The sequence below is a fragment of the Streptomyces sp. NPDC057963 genome (genome assembly GCF_042887155.1).
Taxonomy (GTDB): Bacteria; Actinomycetota; Actinomycetes; order Streptomycetales; family Streptomycetaceae; genus Streptomyces.
The window spans coordinates 1-21,711 of sequence record NZ_JBHVPX010000027.1; the positions used below are offsets into that span (position 1 = coordinate 1).

A 21,711-nucleotide genomic window follows, 5' to 3' on the forward strand; every position below is an offset into this window, starting at 1 on the left:
GTCCTGCGTCCCGCCGCCCTGCGGCCGCACCCTTGGCGGCGGGATCAACGGCTTCACGATCTCCCACAGCCCGTCCGGAACAATCCAACTCCACGCATCCCGCCCCATGAACAGCCCAACGAGCGATCACCACACAGGACGCCGTCTAAATCCGACCCTTTCGTTTCATGCCTGCTCCCGGTCTGAGTCTGGAGGGCCGCAGTGATGGTGGAGTCCAGGTGGCGCTCGCCGGAGTACGCACAACCTTTAGCGCCGTCCCGAACATGGGTGTGGGCATTGCGACGCGCGGCCGCACCGCCGATGCGGTTCCGCCGAGGGCGGGGCTACCCAGCGAGAAAGCAGCGTAGCCCGGCCTCCTGGAGTCGCTTGCGCTACTCGCGGAACTCCTTCTCCTTCTGCGCCTCCGTCTTCGGCACCGGCTCCTGCCAGCAGTTCGCCGGACTACTCCGGGTGTGCCTGGACATCCCGGCCCGGCGGAATATCAGCTGACACCAGGCGCCGGGCCGGGCTCATTCTTCGGCCCGTTGGGTGATGGACGCGTCGGTACGGTCGCCCAGGAATTCGTACCACCGGCGCTCCAGGCAGACGTAACGCACATCGGCTTCGACGAGGCTGAGAAAACCGGCCACGGTTTCGGACAGACGTTGCTGCAGCCCCGGGTCGATCAGCGTTCCGTCCTCCGCGAAGGCCTGGTAGCTGTTGGCAAGGCTGAACATGTCCGGGTAGACACGGGTACCGAGGTGCTCCAGGGGAACCCTCAGCGCCCACAGTCCCCGGTTGCCGCCGACCAGGGACGGCGAGGCAGAGACAAGCATCGCGTGTTTGGTCTTGAACGGCTGCGGCCGCACACGCGAGACCCAGTCGATCGCGTTCTTCAGCAGGCCCGGCACGGAGGCGTTGTACTCGGGGGAGGAAATGACGAAGGCGTCGGCCTGCTCGATCCGGTCACGCAGCAGAAGAGCGCCGTCCGGCAGCCCTTCGGCGGCCTCCGCGTCACCGTCGTACAAAGGCATGCCGAAATCGTGCATCGAAGCGTGGTCGACGGTGGCGCCGGTGTCGCAAATCAGCCGGGCCACGAGCGACGCGAGGCGGGCGTTGGATGAATCGGCCCGCAGTGCGGCGCCGAAGACGAGCACCCGTAGCGGGCCGGGCTGGGCCTCCGTGGGCATGTGGTATGTCCTTTCGTCGTAGGGGCCCGTGCTTGGCCGGGCACTACGCGGACCATTGGTTCCATGGTGAGGCCTTCACCCTCCAGGGGGCCGGAAGAGCTCGCCCGAAAGAAGAAGGAACTTCAGCCGGTTGATCATTCGCTCGACGGTGTTGCGATCACGGTAAAGACCGGCGTCGAAAGTGACGGGACGGCCGCCCCGGCTGCCCTTCTTCTTGCGGTTGGCCACCTGGTCCTTCTTCTCCGTGATAACCGCCTTGATGCGGTGCTTACGCAGGTGGGCGCGGTTGGCGCGGGACGAGTACGCCTTGCCTGCGGCGACCGCGCCCGGTCGGGTGCGGGGCCGACCGACCGGCAGATGGCCCCGGACCGTCGCGGAGGTCCTTTCGCCCCCGGACGACCTCATCCTCTTCTGCGGCATGTCGGCCGGGTTCGAAGACGTCACAGCGAGCGACGCCCGCATAGGTCGGGCGCCGTTCGACGAAACGGTCATGTTCGTCGACGGTCTCTGGCATCGCCCCTCCTCGGTCCATCAGCGAGCCGTTTCATGCCGCACCCGCATAACGTTTCATATGCCACATTGCGCACGTAATCCTGACGAAAGGCATGTCATGAAGATCGCAGTCATCGGCGGTACCGGACTGATCGGGTCGCAGGTCGTCAAGAACCTGAACGCCGCCGGACACGAGGCGGTACCGCACTCGAAGTCCACCGGAGTCGACATCATCAGCGGCCAGGGACTGGACGAGGCGGTGGCGGGAACCGACGTCGTCGTCAACCTGACGAACTCCCCGACCTTCGACGAAGCTTCCCTTGCCTTCTTCCGGACCTCGATGGACAACCTCCTGGCCGCGGCCCACAAGGGCGGCGTCGGCCACTTCGTCATCCTCTCGATCGTCGGCGTGGATCAGGTGCCGGAGCTGGACTACTACCGCGCCAAGGCGCTCCAGGAGAAGAACCTCGCGGCCGGGCCGATCCCCTACTCGATCGTCCGAGCCACTCAGTTCATGGAGTTCATGGACGCAGTCCTGTCGTGGACCGCTGGCGCAGACACCATCCGGCTGCCCGCCACGCCCATCCAGCCCATCGCCTCCAAGGACGTGGCGGACGCGGTGGCGGAGGTTGCCGCCGGTGCCCCGCTGAACGGCATCCGCAGCATCGCCGGCCCCGAGATCTTCGGCCTGAACGAGCTGGGCCGGATCACCCTGTCCCACAGGGGCGACAACCGTACCGTCGTCATCGACCCCGCGGCCGGCATGTTCGCGGTCGTCAAGGGCGACGTTCTCACCGACAAGAACGCCCGCCTCGCCCCCACCCGCTACGCCGACTGGCTCTCCTGACATCCCCGCCTCCCGAGTGTCCTGTCCCAGCCCCCGGCAGTCTTTTCTTTGCGCGCGCCGGGTGTCACGGCTTGAGTCGGATGGGGATCCTGCTGCGGCCCCCTGATCCCAGGTCAGGCGGAGGCCCGGGGACTCGCATGCTGCCATTCGGTCCCGCTGGGATAGACGGGCCACGGCTCTCGGGGTGGGACGGGCCAGTGGATGGCTCGACGGTCTACCGCGGCATGGTGCTGGATGCGCCGGTGCCGGTGGGTGTCGGTGAGCCGGGCGAGGAACGCGTCGATGGCGGTTTGGCCCCCGCAGCTGCTCGCGTGCAGGCCGCCCGACGCCGATAGGGCGTGGCGGAGGCCGTGTGGCCAGGGCTCAGCGTCCCTGCCAGTGGGGTGGGCGCTTCTCCGCGAAGGATCGGGCGCCTTCCTTCGCGTCCTGGGAAGCGAGTACGGGCGTGACGAACCGGTCTTGTTCGCACAGGGCGTCCTGATCACGGAAGGCGGTGCGCTCGTTGACGACGCGTTTGACGGCCGTGATGGCGAGTGGGGCGTTGTGGGCGACGCGGTGGGCGAGCTCCATGGCCTGGGCGAGTGCCTGGCCCGGCTCGGCAAGGTGGTTGACGAGGCCGAGCTGCTCAGCACGCGTGGCGGGCAGGGGGTCGCCGGTGAGCAGGAGCTCCAGGGCGATGTTGCGGGGGATGCGTTCGGGCAGGCGGACCATGCCCCCTTCGGGGGGCACGATGCCGTAATGGACCTCGGTCTGGCCGAAAGTGGCGTTCCGGGCGGCGATGATCATGTCGCAGGCGAGGGCCATTTCGGTGCCGCCGCCCAGCGCATAGCCCTCGACGGCGGCGATGAGCGGGGTCTTGATGTCGGTGCGGGTGATGCCCCCGAAGCCGCGTCCTTCGATGACGGGTGTGTCGCCTCTCGCGAAGGCCTTGAGGTCCATGCCGGCGCTGAAGACGCCGTTCGCTCCGGTGAGGATGCCGACCAGGAGTTCGTCGCGTGACTCGAGTTCGTCGATGGCGGCGGCCAGCGCCCGCGCGGTGGCGCCGTCGATGGCGTTGCGGGCCTGGGGCCGGTCGATGGTGATCACGAAGACACCGTCGTGCTGCTCGGTGCGCACTGCGGGGGTGCCCGAAGCCTCGGTCATGATGCTGGTTCCCCTCTCCTTCCCTCTGGGCTGTGTCTTGGCGGACGTGCTCTCAGTCGACCACCTCCGCCTCGCGCAGGCCTGTGATCGCGGCCTCGTCGAAGCCGAGGTCGCGGAGCACTGTGTCGGTGTGTTCGCCCAGGCCGGGGGCGGGGCGCGGTGGGACCTTCCGCTCCTGGTCCAGTTGTACGGGGCTGTCGATGGTCAGGTGCGGCTCTGCGCTGCCGTCCTCGATGGGGACGAGGATGCGGTTGGCCGTCAGTTGGGGATCGCGGGCGAACTCGTCGATCGTCTGGGCGATTCCGTAGGTGAGGTCGGCTGCGTCGAGCACTTCGCGCCACTCGGCGAGGGTCCGGGTCGCGAAGGTCTTGTCGAGCAGGTCGGCGATCTCGGCCGCGTGGGCGTGTCGACTCGGTGTGTCGGCGAAGTCCGGGTTCTGCGCTGCCTCGGGGTGGCCGATGGCCCGTAGGAACAGGGGGACCTGCTTGTCCTCGTTGGCGAAGGCCAGCAGCAGCCAGCGGTCGTCCGCCGTGCGGTAGGCGCTGGTGAGTGCGTTCGGCGGGTCGGTCCGGTCCACGGGTCGCGGAATCCTGCCGCCGACAAGTGCGGCTTGCAGCCACATGCCGGCCGCCCAGGCGCCCTCGGCGATCAACGACGCCGTGACGCGGGCGCCCTCGCCGGTCTTCTCCCGCCGGTACAGCGCGGTCATGATGCCGGCGTAGAGGGAGACGGCCGTGGGGTGGTCGCCGGATCCGAACACCGACATCGCGGGTGCCCCGTCGCGCTGGCGTGTGTAGTCCATCAGGCCGCTGCGCGCCCAGTACGCGGTCACGTCGTAGCCGGGTAGGTGGGCGTCGGGGCCTTCCTCGCCGAAGCCGGTGACGTCGGCGTAGATCAGCCGGGGATTGAGTGGGGTCAGGTCGTCGTAGTCCAGGCCCAGCTTGGCCCGGGTGCGGGGAGGGAAGTTGGTCACCAGCACATCGGCCCACTTCACCAGGCGTTCCAGTACGGGTCTGGCGCCGGGCGACTTGAGGTCGAGGGCGATGCTGCGCTTGTTGCGGTTGTCCAGCTGCCAGGGGTAGTTGAATCCGTCGACGCGGGGGTTGGGAGGGATGCGGCTGAGCATACGGTATGAGTCGCCGGTGTGGGGTGGTTCCACTTTGACGACGTCGGCGCCGAAGTCGCCGAGCATTGTGGCCGCGGCGGGACCGGCGATGAAGCTGGCCAGGTCCACGACGTGGAGTCCCTTCAGCAGGGGTGTGTCCGCCATGGCAGGTCCTTTCTCGGCAGGGCCCGCGCATACCGAAGGCAGCCCTCGGCCAGGCGGGGGCGTCGGCGCGCCGGCCGGCATGTCAGTGGCTCGGTGCCACCGGGACGAAGGCGTTGTAGCCGGTGATGTCGCGGCCGACGATCAGTGCCTGCACCGAGTCGGTGCCCTCGTAGGTGTCGATGGCCTCGATGTCGCACAGGTGCCGTGCCACGTGGTAGTCGAGGATGATCCCGTTGCCGCCGAGCATGTCGCGGGCGTCGGAGAGGATGTCCCGCGCGCGTTCGGTGTAGTGCATCTTGGCCAGCGCCACCTGCGGCATCGAGTACTTGCCCTCGTCCATCAACTGGGCGAGCCGGAACTGCATGCACACCATGCTGGTGATGTCCGCCAGCATCCGCGCCAGCCGGTACTGGATGAGCTGGAAGGCGGCCAGCGGCATCCCGAACTGCCTGCGCTCCTTGGCGTAGGCCAGTGCGGTCTCGTAACCCGCGATGGCCGCGCCGATCGACTCCCACGCCACGCAGTAGCGCGAGGCCAGCAGGACCTTCTCGGTGTCGCGGAAGGTCTCGCCACCGGTGAGCTTGTTCTCAGTGGGCACACGGACGTCTTTGAGGGAGATCTGGGCGTTCTGTACGCAGCGCAGTGCCGTCTTGCCGGTGATGACGTGCGGATCGAACCCTGGAGTGCCTTTCTCGACCATGTAGCCGCCCACGTGCCCGTCGTCCCCGCGGGCCCAGATGATCACGTAGTCGGCAAAAGTGGCGTTGCCGATCCATCGCTTGTACCCGTTGAGCACATAGGAGTCGCCGTCCCTACGGGCGGTCGTCTGAAGCTTGACCACGTCCGTGCCGTGCGCGGGCTCGGTCAGGCCGAAGGCACCGATCCTCTTCATCCGCGCCATGGCGGGCAGGAACCGCTGCTTCTGTTCCTCCGAGCCCAGCAAGGCCACGGAGGTCATGGCCAGGGCCGAATGCACACCCATGAACGTGGAGATGCTCAGGTCGCCGCGAGCCAGCTCCATGATCACGACCCCGGCCATCACGTTACTCATCCCCGGGCATCCGTAACCGGGAATCTGGAAGCCCGCGATCCCCAGCTCCGCCAGCTTGGGCACCAGCGCGTGCGGAAACTCGGCGCGCTCCCAGTAGGGGTTGATGACCGGGATGACCTCCCGGTCCATGAACTCCCGGACCTTGTGCCGGAGCTGCTGCTGCTCTTCCGTGAGGAGCTCCCCCAACAGGTAGTAGTCGGTTTCCTCGGGGCCGCCCAGCACCGGTGGCTGCACCACCTGTCCGTTTCCGGCCGGACCCACGGCGCCCAGAGCGCCCTCACCCATGCCTTGTGCAGTGCCCTGCGTCGCGCTCATTTGCAGCGTCCCTTCCGTGCTGTACGGAGATCGGATTGCGTTTGATCACTTCTCTGCAAGCGAGGCAAAAAACCACTGAAGAAATAATATTTATAAATGTGAGCTATGGATTAATATTTGTGACCTATCTGTCCCTCTACGCGAGGGACGGCTCTTCCGTCGAAGCCCTCTGTCTTCTCCACCCGGGCCCGTCATGCCGGTCAGGGGGTGGGAGAGCGTGGCGACATCGCGCTGCTCCCCGCCTACCGCGGTGCTGCCGGGCAGCGGGACCGCGCGGATGTGGCCGCAGAGGTCGGAAACGTAGGCGACGCCTGCCTCACCGTCCACGGCCAGGCCGATCGCCTCCTCGAAACCGCCGGCAAGGATCTCGGGGGCGCTCCCCGACGCGTCGGCTACGGGAAGGGAGGCCCGGTTGAGCGTGTTGCCACCGGGCGGAGCGCCACGATCGGTCCAGTACAGCCAGTCGCCCTCGATGTGCAGATCGATCGGCTCGGGCAGCCCGCTCCACAGGACCTCGATGTCCGAACGGTTCCCGGCGCTCTCGCCGGGCGGGGTCTCCAGGCCGGCACGGAGGATTCGGCCCTTGTCGCCCTTGGCCGGCCCCTTCTGCGTCCAGTAGAGGTGCCCCTTGGCGGGATCCACCGCCACGCCGATGCACTCGCCCATGATGCCCTGCTCGGGTGGGTTCACGACGAGGTCGGTCAGTCCGCTGCCGTCCACGCGTACCCTGCTGATCCGGTGGCCCTCGCGGTCGCCCCAGTACAACGTTCCGGCGCCGTCGGAGGTCAGCTGCTTGCCGGTTGTGATCGCCCCGACGGGAACCACTTCACGTGGCGCGCCTCCATCGAGGTCCATCGCTTGTACGCCGCCATTGCGCCGTGCAAAGTCCTGTCCGGCTTCGCCCGGCTCGGCTGGGTCGACGACAGGTTCGCCCATAGTGGTCCAGCAGACCCCTCCGGACTCGACGACCACGCCGTCCGGAAAGGCGCCCGCATCCTCGACGAGGACCTCCACCCGGCCGTCGGGAAGGCTCACCCGCAGCACTTTTCCCGGCACGACCTGCAGCACGAGCAGTTCCTTCCACACGGCCGTCGCCTTTCTCTCGGTTACTTGGCGAGGTCCGTTCCAACGGTTCGCCGAGGAGAGGGGGAGCGGGGAAAGCAGAGGAGTACCGCCGGTCACTGCCCTTCGTCGGCCGTGGCCGGAGGCTCTGGCCAGCCCAGCAGCCTGAGGACGGCGCGCGTGCGGGTGTCGCGGAGCTCCGCCAGCCGCTCGTAGGCCGCCTCGCCGGTGCCATAGGTCTGCTCGACCTCGTCGAGCACCCTCCCCATACCGGCGGGGTCCGGCTTGCCGATCTCGAAGGTCATCTGAGAGACGACATGTGTCACGAGGTGCCGCATCCCCTCCGGGCCGCCACCGAGAATGCCGCTCTGGAACGGGCCGATCGTGGCGTACCGGAGACCGAGCGACGCCCGGACCAGGTCGTCAAGGTTCGCCACGTCGATCACGCCCTGCTGGACGAGGTAGGTGGCCTGGTCGTCGAGGACCTTCTGGAGGCGGTTGCCGACGAACCCCGGGATCTCTTTCTTGAGCCGGATCGGCACCTTGCCCAGCTCTTGGTAGACCTCCATCGCCCGGTCGACAGCCCGCACGGACGTCTCCGGACCAGGCACCACCTCCACCAAGGGCATGAGCTCCGGCGGGTTGAACGGGTGCCCGATCACCATGCGGTCGGCCGCTGGGTTGCCCTTGGCGATGAGGGACGGCAGCAGGGAGGACGAGGAGGACGCCAGCACCACGTCGTCGCGGGTGTGCGCGGCGAGGGTCGCGAACATTTCCTCCTTGACCGTGATCCGTTCCGGCCCGGATTCCTGCACGAAGTCCGCGTCTTCGGCGGCCTCCGCCAGATCGGCGGACGCGGTCACCAGCAGTCCGGCAAGATGCCGGTCCAGTACGTCCTGAAGATCGGGACGCGGGTCGCTCACTCGAACCTCCCAGCCCGCCGCGCCGAACAGCCGCGCCCACGAGATCCCGATCACTCCAGCACCGACAATCGCTGCTACGGCCACGGAGAACCACTCCAAGAAGCACGTGTAGGGAGCCTGACGCACAGGGGGCAATCTCACCTCATTATTTCATGACAAGTCGGGTCTCTCGCTTCGGAGACTCGACCGGGCCGCCAAGCCAGTCCCTCGGAGGCGCGCTCGTGTGCTCGGGATCTGGCAGGGTGCCGATGACGATCGTCTACGACTGGACCAAGACCGTCGTCCGTCGGCATGTTGTTCCGGGCGAGGCGGTTCCGCTGCATCCGGAAGCGGTCGGTTTCGCCGGCCACTACGACTTCGACATCGACGTCCTGGCCGCCTACCGCCCTACCGGCAAAGGACGTGTCGAGCGGCAGGTTCTCATTGTCCGCGACACGTCCCGGCAGGCAGGTCCTTCTCCTCGGTCGAGGAGAAGGACGCCGCCTTCACCACCTGGGTGCCGCAGTGACGGGTCCAGGCCCGCAGGACTCATCAGCCGATCATCGGAGAGCGGATCGATCGTCAACACGATGTCGAGCTCGATCTGAGTGGGCGAGCGGAAGAAAGTGGCCTATCAGGCGGCCAAGAGCGGCCTCGTGTGGCTCACGCACCACGCGGCGAGCCTCGTGGGAAGGCAGGCAGTGCGCTGCAACTTGCTCTCACCCGGCGTAACCCTCACGGCCTCGGCCCTGGCAACGACGACCGAGAAGCGGAGGCACGAAGCCCTGGCATCCGTACGCTCCCCGCGTCTCGGCAAGTCCGAGGGCATGGCAGCGATGGTGGCGTTCCTCTTCTCGGACGACGACGCCTTCATCAACGGCCGGTCGTTTCTGGTCGACGGCGGCGCGTCCCCACTGCTGACAAACATCGCCCTGCCGGCTCTCGACGAGCCGTTCTCGGTGCCACCTGCTACGGCAAGCGCCGTTACACATTCGCGGACCCTTGCCACGGCCTGGAGGCCAAAGGTGTGGGCAGGAGTTTCCAGCCGCAGCAGACCAGGGCCAGTACGTAACACGAGTCTAGGTAGCCATCGCCGATGCGAGGCCGCGCTCTGCGATGGGAGCTTCGTTTCGGCGAGGGCCGATCGGCCTCTCGGGGAACCAGCGATACCGGAGACTCATACATGGCAGCCAGCGGCGTCACCTACACCGGCCTCGACGCACTGCTCGCACCCGAAAGGTCGGTCCTCCTGCTGATCGACCACCAGGGCGCGCAGTTCGCCGGGATGCACAGCATGGACCCCAACCTCGTGGTCAACAACGTCACCGCCCTGGCGAAGGGTGCAAAGCTGTTCGACGTGCCAACGATCCTCAGCACGGTCGTCGAGGACCGCGGCGGCCGGATCATCCGACAGATCCAGGACGTGTTCCCCGACCAGAAGCCGATCGACCGCACCACAATCAACACCTGGGAGGATCAGCGGGTCGTCGACGCTGTCGCCGCCACCGGCCGCAAAGACCTCGTCATAGCTGGCCTGTGGACGGACATCTGCCTTGCCTTCCCGGCGATCCACGCCATGGCCGACGGCTACCGGGTCTACGCCGTGACGGACGCATCCGGCGCAACGACGGTCGAGGCGCATGAACGCGGAGTCCAGCGCATGATCCAGGCGGGTGTCATCCCGGTGACCGCCGGAACCGTCATCGCAGAATGGCAGCGCGACTGGGCACGCGAGGCGACCGTTCCCGGCATAAGCCAGATCATGGTTGCCCACGGCGGCAGCTTCGGCACCAGCCTGGCCTGGGAGCTTCAGCTTCTCGGCAAGGATTGACAGCTCGCATGTGGGCGGGGTGGGCGGTGCCTCGACGTCGCCCACCCCGGTCATGTGGTCAGCGGCAGGTCGCGCAGTTGGCGGCGCGAGGTGATGCCGAGCTTGCGGAAGATGTTCCGCAGATGGGCGTCGATGGTGCGCGGGCTCAGGAACAGCTGCATGCCCACCTCCTTCGATGTCGCGCCCGTGGCGACCAGCCGGGCGATCTGGAATTCCTGCGCGGTGAGGCGGGTCGGCGCGTCGCCGACCCGCCTCCGCACGCGGGCGCCGGTCGCAGCGAGTTCTCGGGCAGCCCGTCCCGCGAACGCCGCTGCCCCGAGCACGGACAACTGCTCGTACGCCGCTTGCAATTCCACCCGCGCCTCGGACCGCCGGCCCTCGCGGCGCAGCCATTCGCCATACACGAGTCGGGCGCGCGCGACGTGGGGGGCTCCGTCGCTGCGGGCAAGACGCTCGATTGCCTCCCGGTACAGCTTCTCGGCGGTCGGCCCCTCTGTGAGCAGGGCCCGCGAGCGCAGCTCGGTCCCGAGCGCCCACTCGGAGCCGCTCGCGGCAGTGCGCTCGGACAGGAGCTTCATGACGGGCTCCGCGAGATCGGGGCGTCCGGCGTGCGTTGCGGCCTCGATGAACTCCACGGGTATCCAGCAGTGGAAGCTGATCTCGTCGAGACCACCTGCCACTTGGCACGCCGAGAGGGCGGCGTCGTATCGGCCCAGGCCGTTGAGGAGTACGGTCCGGGCGTACTCGGTAGCGCTGAGGAGACGACCCTCGCCGCGTGCGTCGGCGTCGCGGGTGGCAATGTCGGCAATCCTGGTGGTGCGTTTCTCGTCGCCGCGCCACGCGGCCACGGTGACGTCGACGTGGAGCATGGCCGGGGTGCCGAGTTCCGCCGCGATCGCGTGCGCCTCGTCGACCAGCGCGGTGGCGTCGGCGAACTCGCCCGCGTGGACATGTGCGAGGGCCCGGTAGCTCAAGGCCACGGGTAGCTCGGCGAGCATTCCCGCGCCGCGCACCAGCTCGAGCTGGCGGTCGGCCAGCTCCCGCCATGCCGCGTCGTCCCACAGGTCCATCGCGGGACCGCAGGCCGCCCATAACTGGCCTACGTCGTACGCGTCGCGTCCCGCACCGCGCCGGTAGACATCCACGGCCTGGCGTAATTCTGGCACCGCCTCCGTGTATCCGTCTCTGACCTGGGTGGTCAATCCGTCGAGCAGCCGGTCGAGCGGGCGCGGTTTCGGCGGGGTTGGGCTCATGGCACGGGCGGTCCCGGCGATGTCGAGCATGCGGTCAGCGGTGGTGAACCGGCCGACGAACACCGCTGCGGCGAGGGACTCGAGGAATGCCTCGCGGGCCGAGAAAGTGTCGAGCGGTGCCATGAGCCGGGCCGCCCAAAGCAGCTTCTCGACTGCGGCGTCGTCTCGGTTCTTGTCGAACGCCATCCGTGCGCGCAGCGTGGCCACCGTGGCGCGCTGGAGGTTGTCGAGCGGTGTGGCTTCCGCCATGGACAGCAGGGACAATGCGGAGTCCGCGGCGCCGCTGTCGCGCTTGGCGCGCGCAGCGACGATGGCTCGTACGGCGCGGTGGGCGGGATCCGGCGTCAGATTCGCGGCCTTCTCCAGGAAGGCCGCTGCGGCGGCGACGCCGCCGCGGGCCCGGGCCCGATCAGCCGATCGTTCCAGCGCCGCCGCGACGTCCTCGTCCGGCTTGCGTGCGGCCTGTGCGTAATGCCACGCCTTGCGGTCGGGCTCGGTGTCCGCGGTGGCCTCGGCCAATGCGCGATGGACCGCGCGGCGCTCGTCGAGGGCAGCGGACCGGTAGACGGTTGAACGCACCAGCGGGTGACGGAACCGCACCCGGTCACCGATGGCCAGTAGGCCGGACTCCTGCGCGTGCGTCACCGCGTCGTCGGGGACGCCGAGTTGCTCCGCCGCCTCGCCCAGGAGTATCGGGCAGCCGGTCGGCTCTGCTGCTGCGATTAATAGCAGGGTCCGTGTCTCGATGGGGAGTTCGGCCAGTCTCGCCTGGTAGCTCGCCTCGACCTTCCCTGAGGTGGGCGACGCCGCGGGTAGCACGAACCCGCCCGCGAGGTCGGCGGTGTGGGGCAGTTCGAGGAGGGCGAGCGGATTACCGCGTGCCTCGGCAATGATGCGGTCGTGTACGGCGCGGTCGACAGGCACGTGGATCCGAGACGCGAGGAGGCGACGGGCATCGTCGTCGGCCAGGCCGCGAAGCATCAGTTCAGGGAGGCCCGCCAGTTCGTGGCGGTCGCTCGCATCGCGTTCGGCGAACAGCAGCGCCACGGGTTCGTCCTGAAGCCGGCGCGCGACGAAGGCCAAGGCTTGCGCGGATGCCTGGTCGAGCCAATGCGCGTCGTCGATGACGCACAGCACAGGCTGCTCGGCCGCAGCCTCCGAGAGGAGGTTGAGGACCGCCAGGCCTACGTGGAAGCGGTTCGGCGCGCCGTCCCCGGTCTGCCCGAACGCAGCATCAAGCGCCCGGCGTTGCGGCGCGGGCAACCGTTCCTGCCAGCGCAGAGTCGATTTGCAGAGCTGATGGAGTGCGGCGAACGCCAGTTCCGACTCGAACTCGGCGCCGACGGCGCGCAGCACCTTCAGGCCCGGTGCCGCCAGTGCGTGGTCGATGAGCGCGGTCTTTCCGATGCCCGGCTCTCCCCGCACCACCAAGGCGCCGCCGCGCCGGGACCGGATGCCGTCGAGCAGCTGGTCCAACACGTCTGATTCGCTCCGTCGGCCGAGAAGTCCGGGACGTTCGGTTCCCAGGCAGGGTCTCCGCATCAGCGGGCCCGTTCGGTGCACACGTCCATGTCGACCGGCGGTGCGACCGACGAGGCGTACGCCCTCTCGCCCCAAGCGCTGGCACTCGCCAGTGTGCCGCGGTGTCGGTTGTATAGGTGGGTTCTGCCGACGCGAACACGGACTCCGCCTGCGAGTTCGGTCATGGGACTCCTTCTCGTTTCCCGAATGCGACGCAAGCCGACGCGTCTTGAGAGTCCCATCAGCCTTGTTGACATGTCAACAACTAGTGGTGATCTTGCCAGCGTGTCGTCGCAGGCACACTCGCAGGCCTTCGGAGGCATCCGAGAAAGCCCTGTCTCCAGTCGTACACCCGCTTGGAGGAGGCAGCTGTCGAAGACACCCGCACCCCAAACCCGTATACGTGGCCGTCGGCGGTGGCACGGCGCGCTGCATGTGCTGCGACGCACCCGCGCCCACACGACCCGGCATCCCGTACCCCTGGGCCGGCACACCCACGCCCGGGCCACCCGGTCAGGGCCACCCAGCGCATGTACCAGAGAACCGATGACGACACTCGCACCCCGCAAACCCCAGAAGACGACCCCTGACCGGCCGCCGCCCTTCGACCCCGAACTCGCCCTGGCGCTCGCACCACTGGCGGAGTCCTGCTGTCGGCGATCCTGCCGTCCATGCTCTCCTCCATGCGTCATTACATCGCCGGCCAGCGGCCGTCGGACGAAGACCTGGCGCACGGCGGGGCGATCGAACTGCAGGAGCGTCGGATCCCGGGGCAGCCTGGCGCACCCGAGGTGGCCTACTGCCGCTGCCTTCGGGCACCACGCGAAGCCGCTTGAGGCCATCCGGCTACGATTCCCGAACCAGTGGACACACACCCAGAAGATTGGCCTCATGAACGAACCACGCTGGCTTGACTTGCGTGAGGCAGCTGTCTGGAAAAAGTACCGGGACCTGCAGCGCCAGCTGCAAAGCGCCCTGGACCGGCAGCTCGCACACGACTCCGTGTTGTCCGGAGCCGACTACGCGGTACTCGCCCCCCTGTCCGAGTCGCCGGACGACGTCCTAAGGGCCCGGGATCTCCAGGTCGAGCTGGGCTGGGAACGGAGTCGGCTGTCGCATCAGATCAGCCGCATGGAGAAGCGCGGCATGGTCGCCCGCGAGCCGTGCGAGGACGACGCACGCGGCTCGATGGTGCGCATGACCGCCCAGGGCCGGGCCGCGATCGAGGGTGCCGCGCCGCAGCACGTCGAGACCGTCCGTCGCTACTTCTTCGACCCGCTCTCCCCCGACGAAGTCGAAACGCTGGGCGTACTCTTCGACCGGCTCCTCGACTCACTCTCACGCGACACGGACTGACCGTTCCCCCATCCACCCCTTCGCATGGCTGATCACGGGGCAGTGCCCCGACGCGCCGAGCAGCGCCGCACTGGGTCGCCGTCGGCAGACCCTACGTAACCCCGCCGCATAGGCGACTGTCACCGACGCGATTCGGCCGACGCGCTGCGAGTGTCGGCTGTGGCAGACCTACGTGAGGAGTCGGGATGAAGATCACCGTTGTGGGACGAGGACGCGTCGGAGGCGGCCTGGCCGGTCTGTGGGAGAAGGCCGGCCACGAGGTGACGGGTCTTGGCCGCGACGGCGGCGACGCGGCCGGTGCCGACGTCCTGGTGATCGCGGTACCGGGCCCGGAGATCTCCGATGCGCTGGCCCGGGTGTCCGGGCTGGCCGGACAGGTGACCATCGACGCCTGCAATCTCTACGGACCGCGGGACGACTCCTACCCCTCGCTGTCCCACCAGGTGAAGTCGATCGTCGGCGGACCGACCGCGAAGTCGTTCTCGACGAACTTCGCCGCGATGTACGACCAGATCGAGGCGCAGCGCGTTCGCCCGAGCAATCTTTTCGCCGCCGAAGCGGCCGCGCGGGAGACAGCCGAACAGCTGATCCGGGACGTCGGCTACGACCCCGTCTTCGTCGGCGACCTTGATCCGGGTGCCCGCCTGCTCGAAGACAGCTCGGCACTCACCCGTGCGCTGGCCGGACAGCTGGGCCCCTTCTTCTACCGCTACGGACCTCCCGGCGAGCTGTGAACCGCCACCGACCGCCACACTCGCCCAAGGAGCAAGCCGCCCGAGATCGGTGACGCCGTGGCGTACCACCGCCAACGCGGTTCAACCGCGAGTACCGCGGCGCCTACGGCCCGCCTCCCGGACAGGACGCGGCCCGGCTTCCACAAGTCGTTGACGGGCCGAGGGCGGGCCCTGGGGAAAGCGCTGCGGTCTCGTTCAAGCCCTTGGAGCTCGCAGGTGTTGACGTCGGGCCAGCTCCTCGTCGTCGACCAGAGTGAGCATGGGCTGACCGGGTGCACACAGCATGGTGACGAGGAATCGGCTCCAGACGTCTGTCTGGTTGTTGCCGTCCTGGTAGTGGATGACATCGCCACCTGGCTCCCAGAACGTCTCCCCGGCCCTGATCACCCGCTCGGGCTCGCCTTCCAGCTCGAAGAGCATCTCCCCCTCCAGCATGTAGCCGAAGGCGGGTCCCGAGTGCCGGTGGGGAGGGGTGCCAGGATCACCGGGAGGGAATTCGACGAGAACCGTCATCGCCTCTGCCCCCTCCGGAACGAGCGACGGTTTCGCCGACTGCAGCACGGTGAGCGCCGTCTTCCACGCTTCCGAGCGTGGCCGGATCCCGGCGCTGCCCGCCGTCGGTTCATTGTTCGCCATGGGTGTGAGGCCTCCTCCGGTAGGCGGGCCGGGTCAGGAGAGCCAGTCCGTGTAGTGCGTGGGGGCGATACAGGCGTCGCCCATGGTGGTGAGAACGTCGCCGCTGACAGCGGCGAACATGCCGGCGGTGACGACGCTGTGACCGTCGGGACGGGCGTTGAGGGTGATCCGTCCGAGGTCGTCGAGGAGGAAGACGTCGGGCCCGCCGACGTTGAGAGTGCCGTTCAGGGGGTACCCGCGGCGACTTCGGCGACGGCGTCGGAGACGTCCTGGGCGGCGATCGGCTGGATCGGGGTGGCGGGCAGATGGACGACGTCACCCCCAGTGGTCCACGAACAGGACTGCGGCGACGAACTCCAGCGGCACGGCCTCGTGCCCTATCGCGTTCAGCTTCTTCACGACCTGCGATCCGATCAGGCCCGTACCGCCGACCACTGCGAACTTCATCGGTCACCTTTCGTCGCGTACTGCTGGGTCATGCCCCCAGCCTGCGACGGCTTGGCGCGCGGCGCACGCGGGCCGTGCCCGGCCAGTCGGCGCCCCCCGTGGCGTACCCGTGCTGCTGAGCTCTGAGGCGGCACACCGGGTGGTGCTCTGGTTCGGCAGCGCTCTGCCACCGTCAGGTCACCCAGGCCGCACGGGCCGTAGCAGCCGAAGCGGTCCGGCTCGATCGAACATACGATGGTCAGGAGCGTGCTCGGGCAGCTCGTCGTGCCGACCGTCGGAAGCGCGTAGGGCGGAGGAGTATGGCACAGGCCACCGACGCAACGCGGATCGTCATCCTGACAGTGGACGACGACCCGGGAGTCTCCCGCGCCATCGCCCGCGACCTGCGGCGCCACTACGGCGGCGGCTACCGGATCGTACGCGCCGAGTCCGGCGAATCCGCGCTGGAGGCGCTGCGCGAGCTGAAGCTGCGCGGCGACCTGGTGGCCGTGATCCTCGCCGACTACCGGATGCCGCAGATGAACGGCATCGAGTTCCTCGAACAGGCCCTCGGTCTGTACCCGGGGGCGCGGCGCGTGCTGCTAACCGCCTACGCCGACACCGACGCTGCCATCGACGCGATCAATGTCGTCGACCTCGACCACTATCTCCTCAAGCCTTGGGACCCGCCCGAGGAGAAGCTCTATCCAGTCCTGGACGATCTCCTCACGGCCTGGCGGTCCAGCGACTACCGGCCGGTACCCACCACCAAGGTGGTCGGGCACCGCTGGTCCGCCCCCTCCTCGCGGGCGCGCGAATTCCTCGCCCGCAACCAGGTGCCGTACCGCTGGTACTCCTCCCACGAACCGGAGGGACAGAGGCTTCTGGCGGCGGCCGGGGCCGACGGCCGACGGCTCCCTCTGGTGATCACGCCGGACGGTACCGCGCTGATCGAGCCGGAGCCGACCGAACTGGCCGCCCACGTGGGGCTCGCGACCACGCCGACCGCCGCGTTCTACGACCTCGTCATCATCGGCGGCGGCCCGGCCGGACTCGGCTCGGCGGTGTACGGGGCCTCCGAGGGGCTGCGGACCGTACTGGTCGAGCGGTCGGCGACCGGCGGACAGGCCGGCCAGAGTTCCCGCATCGAGAACTACCTCGGCTTCCCGGACGGCGTGTCCGGTGCGCAGCTGACCGATCGTGCCCGCCGCCAGGCGAGCCGCTTCGGTGCCGAGATCCTCACCGCTCGCGAGGTCACGCGGCTGGAGGTGAACGGTTCGGCGCGCGTCGTACGCTTCTCCGACGGCTCAGCAATCGCCGCGCACAGCGTCATCCTGGCGACCGGCGTGTCGTACCGGCAGCTGGGGGCGCCGGGATGCGACGAGCTGACCGGTTGCGGGGTGTACTACGGCTCGTCACTCACCGAGGCGTCGTCCTGTGAGGGCCAGGACGTGTACGTCGTCGGCGGCGCGAATTCCGCCGGGCAGGCGGCGGTGTTCCTGGCTCGGGGCGCGAAGTCGGTGACCATGCTGGTGCGCGGGGATTCCCTGACAGCGTCGATGTCGTACTACCTGATCCAGCAGGTCGACGAGGCCCCGAACATCACCGTGCGGCTCCGGACCGTCGTCGAGGAGGCGCACGGCGAGGAGCACCTGGAACGGCTGATTTTGCGGGATACCGTGACCGGCGCCACCGAAGTCGTCGATGCCCAGTGGATGTTCGTCTTCATCGGTGCCGCCCCGCTGACCGACTGGCTCGGCGGGACTGTGCTGCGCGACGAGAACGGCTTCATCCTCGCCGGACCGGATTTGACGCCGGACGGGCGCCCCCCTGCCGAATGGGCACTGGACCGGCCGCCCTACTACCTGGAGACCAGCATTCCGGGTGTGTTCGTGGCGGGCGACGCGCGCGCCCGGTCCGCGAAGCGCGTCGCGTCCGCCGTAGGAGAGGGAGCCATGGCCGTGATGCTCGTCCACCGCTTCCTGGAGCAGTCATGAGCGCACAGGTCATGGCCTGCGACCCGCACGAGATCGGCTCGCTGTTCCTCTTCGAGAAGCTCTCCCCGGAGCAGCTCGGACGGCTGTGCTCCGAGGGACGGATGGAACGGTTCGAACCCGGCCCGGTGTACACCGAGGGTGACCCGGCGACCTGCTTCTACGTGATGGTCGAGGGAACCGTCGTACTGTCTCGCCGGGTCGGCGGCGACGATGTGGAGGTCAGCCGGACCTCGCAGCGCGGCGTGTACGCGGGGGCCATGCAAGCATATCTGGGCGACCAGGTCCCGCAGACGTACATCAACTCCATGCGGGTGACCGAACCCACCCGGTTCTTCGTACTGCCCGCACAGTCGTTCGCAGACGTCATGCGGGAGTGGTTCCCGATGCCGACGCACCTGCTGGAGGGGCTCTTCTTCGGCTCCAAGAACACCCAGCGGGCCATTGGCCAGCGGGAACACCTGCTGGCGCTCGGATCGTTGTCCGCCGGACTCACCCACGAGCTCAACAATCCGGCCGCGGCCGCCGTCCGCGCCACCGCGGCGCTGCGTGAGCGGGTCGGCAGGATGCGGAACAAACTTTCGGTTATCGCCCAGGGCCGCTACTCCCGAGTTGTCCTCGCCGAGCTCATCGAGATCCAGGAACGCACCGCCGAACGCTTCGCCAAGGCACCAATGCTGACCCCCCTGGAGGCGTCCGACCGGGAGGACGAGCTCGCCGGCTGGCTGGAGGATCACGGCATCCCGGAGGGCTGGCGGCTCGCGCCGGCCTTCGTCCAAGCCGGGCTGGACACTGACTGGCTGGACCAGGTCGCGGCGACCGTGGGCGAAGGCATCCTGCCGGGGGCGATCGGCTGGCTCAACTACACGGTCGAGACCGAGCTGCTGATGGACGAGATCGACGACTCCACCACCCGCATCTCCCGCCTGGTGGACGCGGCCAAGCAGTACGCGCAGCTCGACCGCGCCCCGCACCAGGACGTCGACGTCCACGAACTCCTCGACAGCACGCTGCTGATGCTGTCTGGCAAGATCGGCCCTCGGGTGAGGGTGGTCAAGGACTACGACCGTTCCCTCCCCGAAATACCCGCCTACCCGGCGGAACTCAACCAAGTGTGGACCAACCTCATCGACAACGCGGTGGCCGCCATCGGCAGCACGGGCCACGACGGCACCCTGACGGTCCGCACGGCCAGGGAGGGCGACCGACTGCTCGTGGAGTTCCGCGACACCGGCCCCGGCGTCCCCGAGGACATCCGCAGCCGCATCTTCGACCCCTTCTTCACCACCAAGTCCGTCGGGGAGGGCACCGGCCTCGGCCTCGACATCTGCTGGCGGATCGTCGTCAACAAACACCACGGCAGCCTCCAGGTCGAGTCCGTACCGGGCGACACGCGATTCCAGGTGCTGCTGCCGCTGACCGCCCCCGAGACCGAAACCACAACCACCGAGGAGCCCGTATGACCGACATCGACGGCATCGCGGCGAACGTCCCGCCCAGCACTACCGGCTGCGCGGATTGTGATGTAGTGGGGGGCTGGTGGTTCCACCTCCGGCGCTGCGCGCAGTGCGGCCACATCGGCTGCTGCGACTCGTCACCGGCGCAGCACGCCACCGCCCACTGGAAGTCCTCTGGGCATCCCGTGGTACAGAGCTTCGAGCCGGGTGAGGAGTGGTACTGGAACTACGCCACCGACGTCCTGTACGAGTCCGGACCCGAACTGGCCCCGCCGACCAGCCACCCAGCCGCCCAGCCGACCCCGGGACCGGCCGACCGTGTCCCGCAGAACTGGCCGGACCTGCTCCATCCCTGAGAGGGTGGTTCGTGAGGTTTTGAGTGGCTCTGTCGTCGCCTGATGGTGTGGGTGCGGACGGAATCTTTCGGTCCGCAGCCGGTGGCCTGCTGATGTGGTGGGGTGAGTGAACGCAAGCCGTACACGAGCGACTGCCAGATCGAGGGCAAAGCGATGAGCAAGCTCCGGCACCCCTCACGCTCCCATGAGCTGCAGGACTACCTCAGCGACGCGTGACGCACGCCGCTTGATGTTCCAGGCCCGCTTGATCTGCGGCAACCAAGCCGCCCACCAAACCGCAGCAGGGAGCCGGTGTACCGGCTTGCCCACCTCTCGTTCAGGACTACAGTCCCGACGAGAGAGCCCTCCGGCTTGCGGTCGCTTCGGATGAGAGACCTTCGGCCTTTTGCGCGCTGGTCGGTTGCCCTTCTGCTGCTACGTCGGTGCGGTCCGACTGGGCGACGTTGATCGGCACGGCGGAGGGCGGGGACTCGTTTCGGGTGTACGCAGCGTCCGCCGCGCCTTGGCTGACCTGCTTTGCGGACCCCTCGAAGCGAATACCGATGCCGAGTTTTTCCTTGATCTTCTTCTCGATCTCGTTGGCGAGGTCGGGGTTGTCCTTGAGGAAGTTGCGGGCGTTCTCCTTGCCCTGGCCGAGCTGGTCGCCCTCGTACGTGTACCAGGCGCCCGCCTTGCGGACGAAGCCGTGCTCCACGCCCATGTCGATCAGACCGCCCTCGCGGCTGATGCCCTGGCCGTAGAGGATGTCGAACTCGGCCTGCTTGAAGGGCGGTGCGACCTTGTTCTTCACGACCTTGACGCGGGTGCGGTTTCCGACGGCGTCGGTGCCGTCCTTCAGCGTCTCGATCCGGCGGATGTCGAGGCGCACCGAGGCGTAGAACTTGAGCGCCCGGCCACCGGTCGTGGTCTCCGGGGAGCCGAACATCACTCCGATCTTCTCGCGGAGCTGGTTGATGAAGATCGCGGTGGTCTTGGACTGGTTGAGCGCGCTGGTGATCTTGCGGAGCGCCTGGCTCATCAGGCGGGCCTGCAGACCCATGTGAGAGTCGCCCATCTCCCCCTCGATCTCCGCACGCGGCACGAGCGCAGCGACGGAGTCGATGACGATCAGGTCGAGGGCGCCGGAGCGGACCAGCATGTCCACGATCTCCAGCGCCTGCTCGCCGTTGTCCGGCTGCGAGAGAATGAGGTTGTCGATGTCGACGCCGAGCTTCTTCGCGTACTCCGGGTCCAGAGCATGCTCCGCGTCGATGAACGCCACCGAGCCGCCGAGCTTCTGCGCGTTCGCCACGGCGTGCAGTGTCAGCGTCGTCTTGCCGGAGGACTCCGGTCCGTAGACCTCCACCACGCGGCCGCGCGGCAGACCACCGACGCCGAGCGCGACGTCGAGTGCGGTCGACCCGGTCGGGATGACCTCGATAGGCTCCTTCGACCGGTCACCCATGCGCATCACCGCGCCTGTGCCGAACTGCCGCTCAATCTGCGCTAGTACCAGATCCAGCATCTTGCCCTTGTCAGCCATGCGCAGCTCACCCCTCACTCTTCGCTCCGCACGACTGTCGCCCGGAGGGTACGACAGCGGGTCCCGACGTGAAAGAAGAGGGAAATCGTGAACGCGTGCGCGCGCACTGAGGCGTATCTCATCGATATGCGTGTCGCTTGCATGCTATCAGCAAAGCGTCACAGCTTGCCGGAGCGCAACGGTCGTTGAGGCATCTCGCCAGAGCAGATTGGCCCGAATCAGTTCGACTGCCGGGTAACGGAGCTTTAGGCGCCCGGCTACGCAAACTCGTTAATGCGCGGGCTGACAATTCAAGACCTTTTCCGACGGTCCTGAGGCGGCAACTCGCCGCCCATTCCTACCTCTTACCGATGTTACTTCTTCACTCTGGCGCG

At 68.0% G+C, this 21,711-nt stretch carries 18 protein-coding genes and 4 pseudogenes; 10 read left to right on the forward strand and 12 right to left on the reverse strand.

Annotation, left to right across the window (positions count from 1 at the left end; translation table 11 throughout):
- Positions 1–108 (reverse strand): annotated as a pseudogene (locus ACFVT1_RS35395) (IS5/IS1182 family transposase); the annotation flags it as partial.
- A gap of 258 nt (positions 109–366) precedes the next feature.
- Here ACFVT1_RS35395 and ACFVT1_RS35400 point away from each other — a divergent pair.
- The gene (locus ACFVT1_RS35400; RefSeq protein WP_389803340.1) at positions 367–489 is read left to right on the forward strand and encodes a hypothetical protein; all 123 of its coding nucleotides are present in this window, start codon (positions 367–369) and stop codon (positions 487–489) included.
- 20 nt (positions 490–509) lie between these two features.
- Here the strand turns inward: ACFVT1_RS35400 and ACFVT1_RS35405 are convergent, their stop codons facing one another.
- Both ACFVT1_RS35405 and ACFVT1_RS35410 read right to left on the reverse strand, forming a co-directional pair.
- On the reverse strand, positions 510–1,169 hold the full coding sequence (locus tag ACFVT1_RS35405) for an NADPH-dependent FMN reductase (protein ID WP_389803343.1): 660 nt from the start codon (positions 1,167–1,169) through the stop codon (positions 510–512).
- Between the two features lie 120 nt (positions 1,170–1,289).
- A pseudogene (locus ACFVT1_RS35410) lies at positions 1,290–1,637 on the reverse strand (IS5/IS1182 family transposase); the annotation flags it as partial.
- Positions 1,638–1,779: 142 nt separating this feature from the next.
- Here ACFVT1_RS35410 and ACFVT1_RS35415 point away from each other — a divergent pair.
- Complete coding sequence (locus tag ACFVT1_RS35415; RefSeq protein WP_389803345.1) at positions 1,780–2,508, forward strand: SDR family oxidoreductase; 729 nt, start codon at positions 1,780–1,782, stop codon at positions 2,506–2,508.
- Positions 2,509–2,871: 363 nt separating this feature from the next.
- Here the strand turns inward: ACFVT1_RS35415 and ACFVT1_RS35420 are convergent, their stop codons facing one another.
- From ACFVT1_RS35420 to ACFVT1_RS35440, 5 genes are all read right to left on the reverse strand, one after another.
- Positions 2,872–3,651 carry a crotonase/enoyl-CoA hydratase family protein gene (locus tag ACFVT1_RS35420; RefSeq protein ID WP_389803348.1) on the reverse strand — a complete coding sequence of 260 codons (780 nt, stop codon included), beginning with the start codon at positions 3,649–3,651 and terminating at the stop codon, positions 2,872–2,874.
- A gap of 52 nt (positions 3,652–3,703) precedes the next feature.
- Positions 3,704–4,921, reverse strand: coding sequence for a CaiB/BaiF CoA transferase family protein (locus ACFVT1_RS35425; protein ID WP_389803351.1), 1,218 nt, complete (start codon positions 4,919–4,921; stop codon positions 3,704–3,706).
- Between the two features lie 82 nt (positions 4,922–5,003).
- Positions 5,004–6,287 (reverse strand): acyl-CoA dehydrogenase family protein, encoded by a 1,284-nt coding sequence (locus ACFVT1_RS35430; protein ID WP_389803353.1) that lies wholly within the window; start codon positions 6,285–6,287, stop codon positions 5,004–5,006.
- Between the two features lie 90 nt (positions 6,288–6,377).
- Entirely contained in the window at positions 6,378–7,373 is a 996-nt protein-coding gene (locus tag ACFVT1_RS35435; RefSeq protein WP_389803354.1) for a hypothetical protein, read from the reverse strand.
- A 92-nt stretch (positions 7,374–7,465) separates the two neighbouring features.
- Positions 7,466–8,272, reverse strand: a complete 807-nt coding sequence (locus ACFVT1_RS35440; protein WP_389803356.1) for a 3-hydroxyacyl-CoA dehydrogenase NAD-binding domain-containing protein — start codon at positions 8,270–8,272, stop codon at positions 7,466–7,468.
- A gap of 236 nt (positions 8,273–8,508) precedes the next feature.
- On the opposite strand from ACFVT1_RS35440, the pseudogene ACFVT1_RS35445 reads away from it, so the two are divergent.
- The 3 genes and pseudogenes from ACFVT1_RS35445 to ACFVT1_RS35455 all read left to right on the forward strand — a co-directional run.
- Positions 8,509–8,840 (forward strand): annotated as a pseudogene (locus ACFVT1_RS35445) (IS21 family transposase); the annotation flags it as partial.
- A gap of 37 nt (positions 8,841–8,877) precedes the next feature.
- Entirely contained in the window at positions 8,878–9,507 is a 630-nt protein-coding gene (locus tag ACFVT1_RS35450; RefSeq protein ID WP_389803510.1) for an SDR family oxidoreductase, read from the forward strand.
- The gene (locus ACFVT1_RS35455; RefSeq protein ID WP_389803358.1) at positions 9,435–10,082 is read left to right on the forward strand and encodes a hydrolase; all 648 of its coding nucleotides are present in this window, start codon (positions 9,435–9,437) and stop codon (positions 10,080–10,082) included. The genes ACFVT1_RS35450 and ACFVT1_RS35455 overlap by 73 nt, the downstream gene beginning before the upstream one ends.
- 50 nt (positions 10,083–10,132) lie before the next feature.
- Here ACFVT1_RS35455 and ACFVT1_RS35460 read toward each other — a convergent pair whose 3' ends face one another.
- Positions 10,133–12,877, reverse strand: a complete 2,745-nt coding sequence (locus ACFVT1_RS35460) for an AAA family ATPase (protein WP_389803360.1) — start codon at positions 12,875–12,877, stop codon at positions 10,133–10,135.
- A gap of 894 nt (positions 12,878–13,771) precedes the next feature.
- Here ACFVT1_RS35460 and ACFVT1_RS35465 point away from each other — a divergent pair.
- Together ACFVT1_RS35465 and ACFVT1_RS35470 are read left to right on the forward strand one after the other, a co-directional pair.
- Complete coding sequence (locus ACFVT1_RS35465) at positions 13,772–14,212, forward strand: MarR family winged helix-turn-helix transcriptional regulator (RefSeq protein ID WP_389803362.1); 441 nt, start codon at positions 13,772–13,774, stop codon at positions 14,210–14,212.
- A 185-nt stretch (positions 14,213–14,397) separates the two neighbouring features.
- Positions 14,398–14,946 carry a dinucleotide-binding protein gene (locus ACFVT1_RS35470; RefSeq protein WP_389803364.1) on the forward strand — a complete coding sequence of 183 codons (549 nt, stop codon included), beginning with the start codon at positions 14,398–14,400 and terminating at the stop codon, positions 14,944–14,946.
- A gap of 195 nt (positions 14,947–15,141) precedes the next feature.
- Here ACFVT1_RS35470 and ACFVT1_RS35475 read toward each other — a convergent pair whose 3' ends face one another.
- Together ACFVT1_RS35475 and ACFVT1_RS35480 are read right to left on the reverse strand one after the other, a co-directional pair.
- Positions 15,142–15,582 carry a cupin domain-containing protein gene (locus tag ACFVT1_RS35475; RefSeq protein ID WP_389803366.1) on the reverse strand — a complete coding sequence of 147 codons (441 nt, stop codon included), beginning with the start codon at positions 15,580–15,582 and terminating at the stop codon, positions 15,142–15,144.
- Positions 15,583–15,615: 33 nt separating this feature from the next.
- Positions 15,616–16,029 (reverse strand): annotated as a pseudogene (locus ACFVT1_RS35480) (hypothetical protein).
- Positions 16,030–16,328: 299 nt separating this feature from the next.
- Between ACFVT1_RS35480 and ACFVT1_RS35485 the strand changes: the two are divergent.
- The 3 genes from ACFVT1_RS35485 to ACFVT1_RS35495 are packed head-to-tail and all read left to right on the forward strand — an operon-like array spanning position 16,329 to position 19,815.
- Entirely contained in the window at positions 16,329–18,005 is a 1,677-nt protein-coding gene (locus ACFVT1_RS35485) for an FAD-dependent oxidoreductase (protein ID WP_389803368.1), read from the forward strand.
- Positions 18,002–19,465 (forward strand): ATP-binding protein, encoded by a 1,464-nt coding sequence (locus ACFVT1_RS35490; protein ID WP_389803370.1) that lies wholly within the window; start codon positions 18,002–18,004, stop codon positions 19,463–19,465. Before ACFVT1_RS35485 ends, ACFVT1_RS35490 begins: the two co-directional genes overlap by 4 nt.
- Positions 19,462–19,815, forward strand: a complete 354-nt coding sequence (locus ACFVT1_RS35495; protein ID WP_389803373.1) for a UBP-type zinc finger domain-containing protein — start codon at positions 19,462–19,464, stop codon at positions 19,813–19,815. The genes ACFVT1_RS35490 and ACFVT1_RS35495 overlap by 4 nt, the downstream gene beginning before the upstream one ends.
- A 322-nt stretch (positions 19,816–20,137) precedes the next feature.
- Here ACFVT1_RS35495 and recA read toward each other — a convergent pair whose 3' ends face one another.
- Positions 20,138–21,337, reverse strand: coding sequence for a recombinase RecA (recA, locus tag ACFVT1_RS35500; protein ID WP_389803376.1), 1,200 nt, complete (start codon positions 21,335–21,337; stop codon positions 20,138–20,140).
- Between the last annotated feature and the right edge of the window lie 374 nt (positions 21,338–21,711).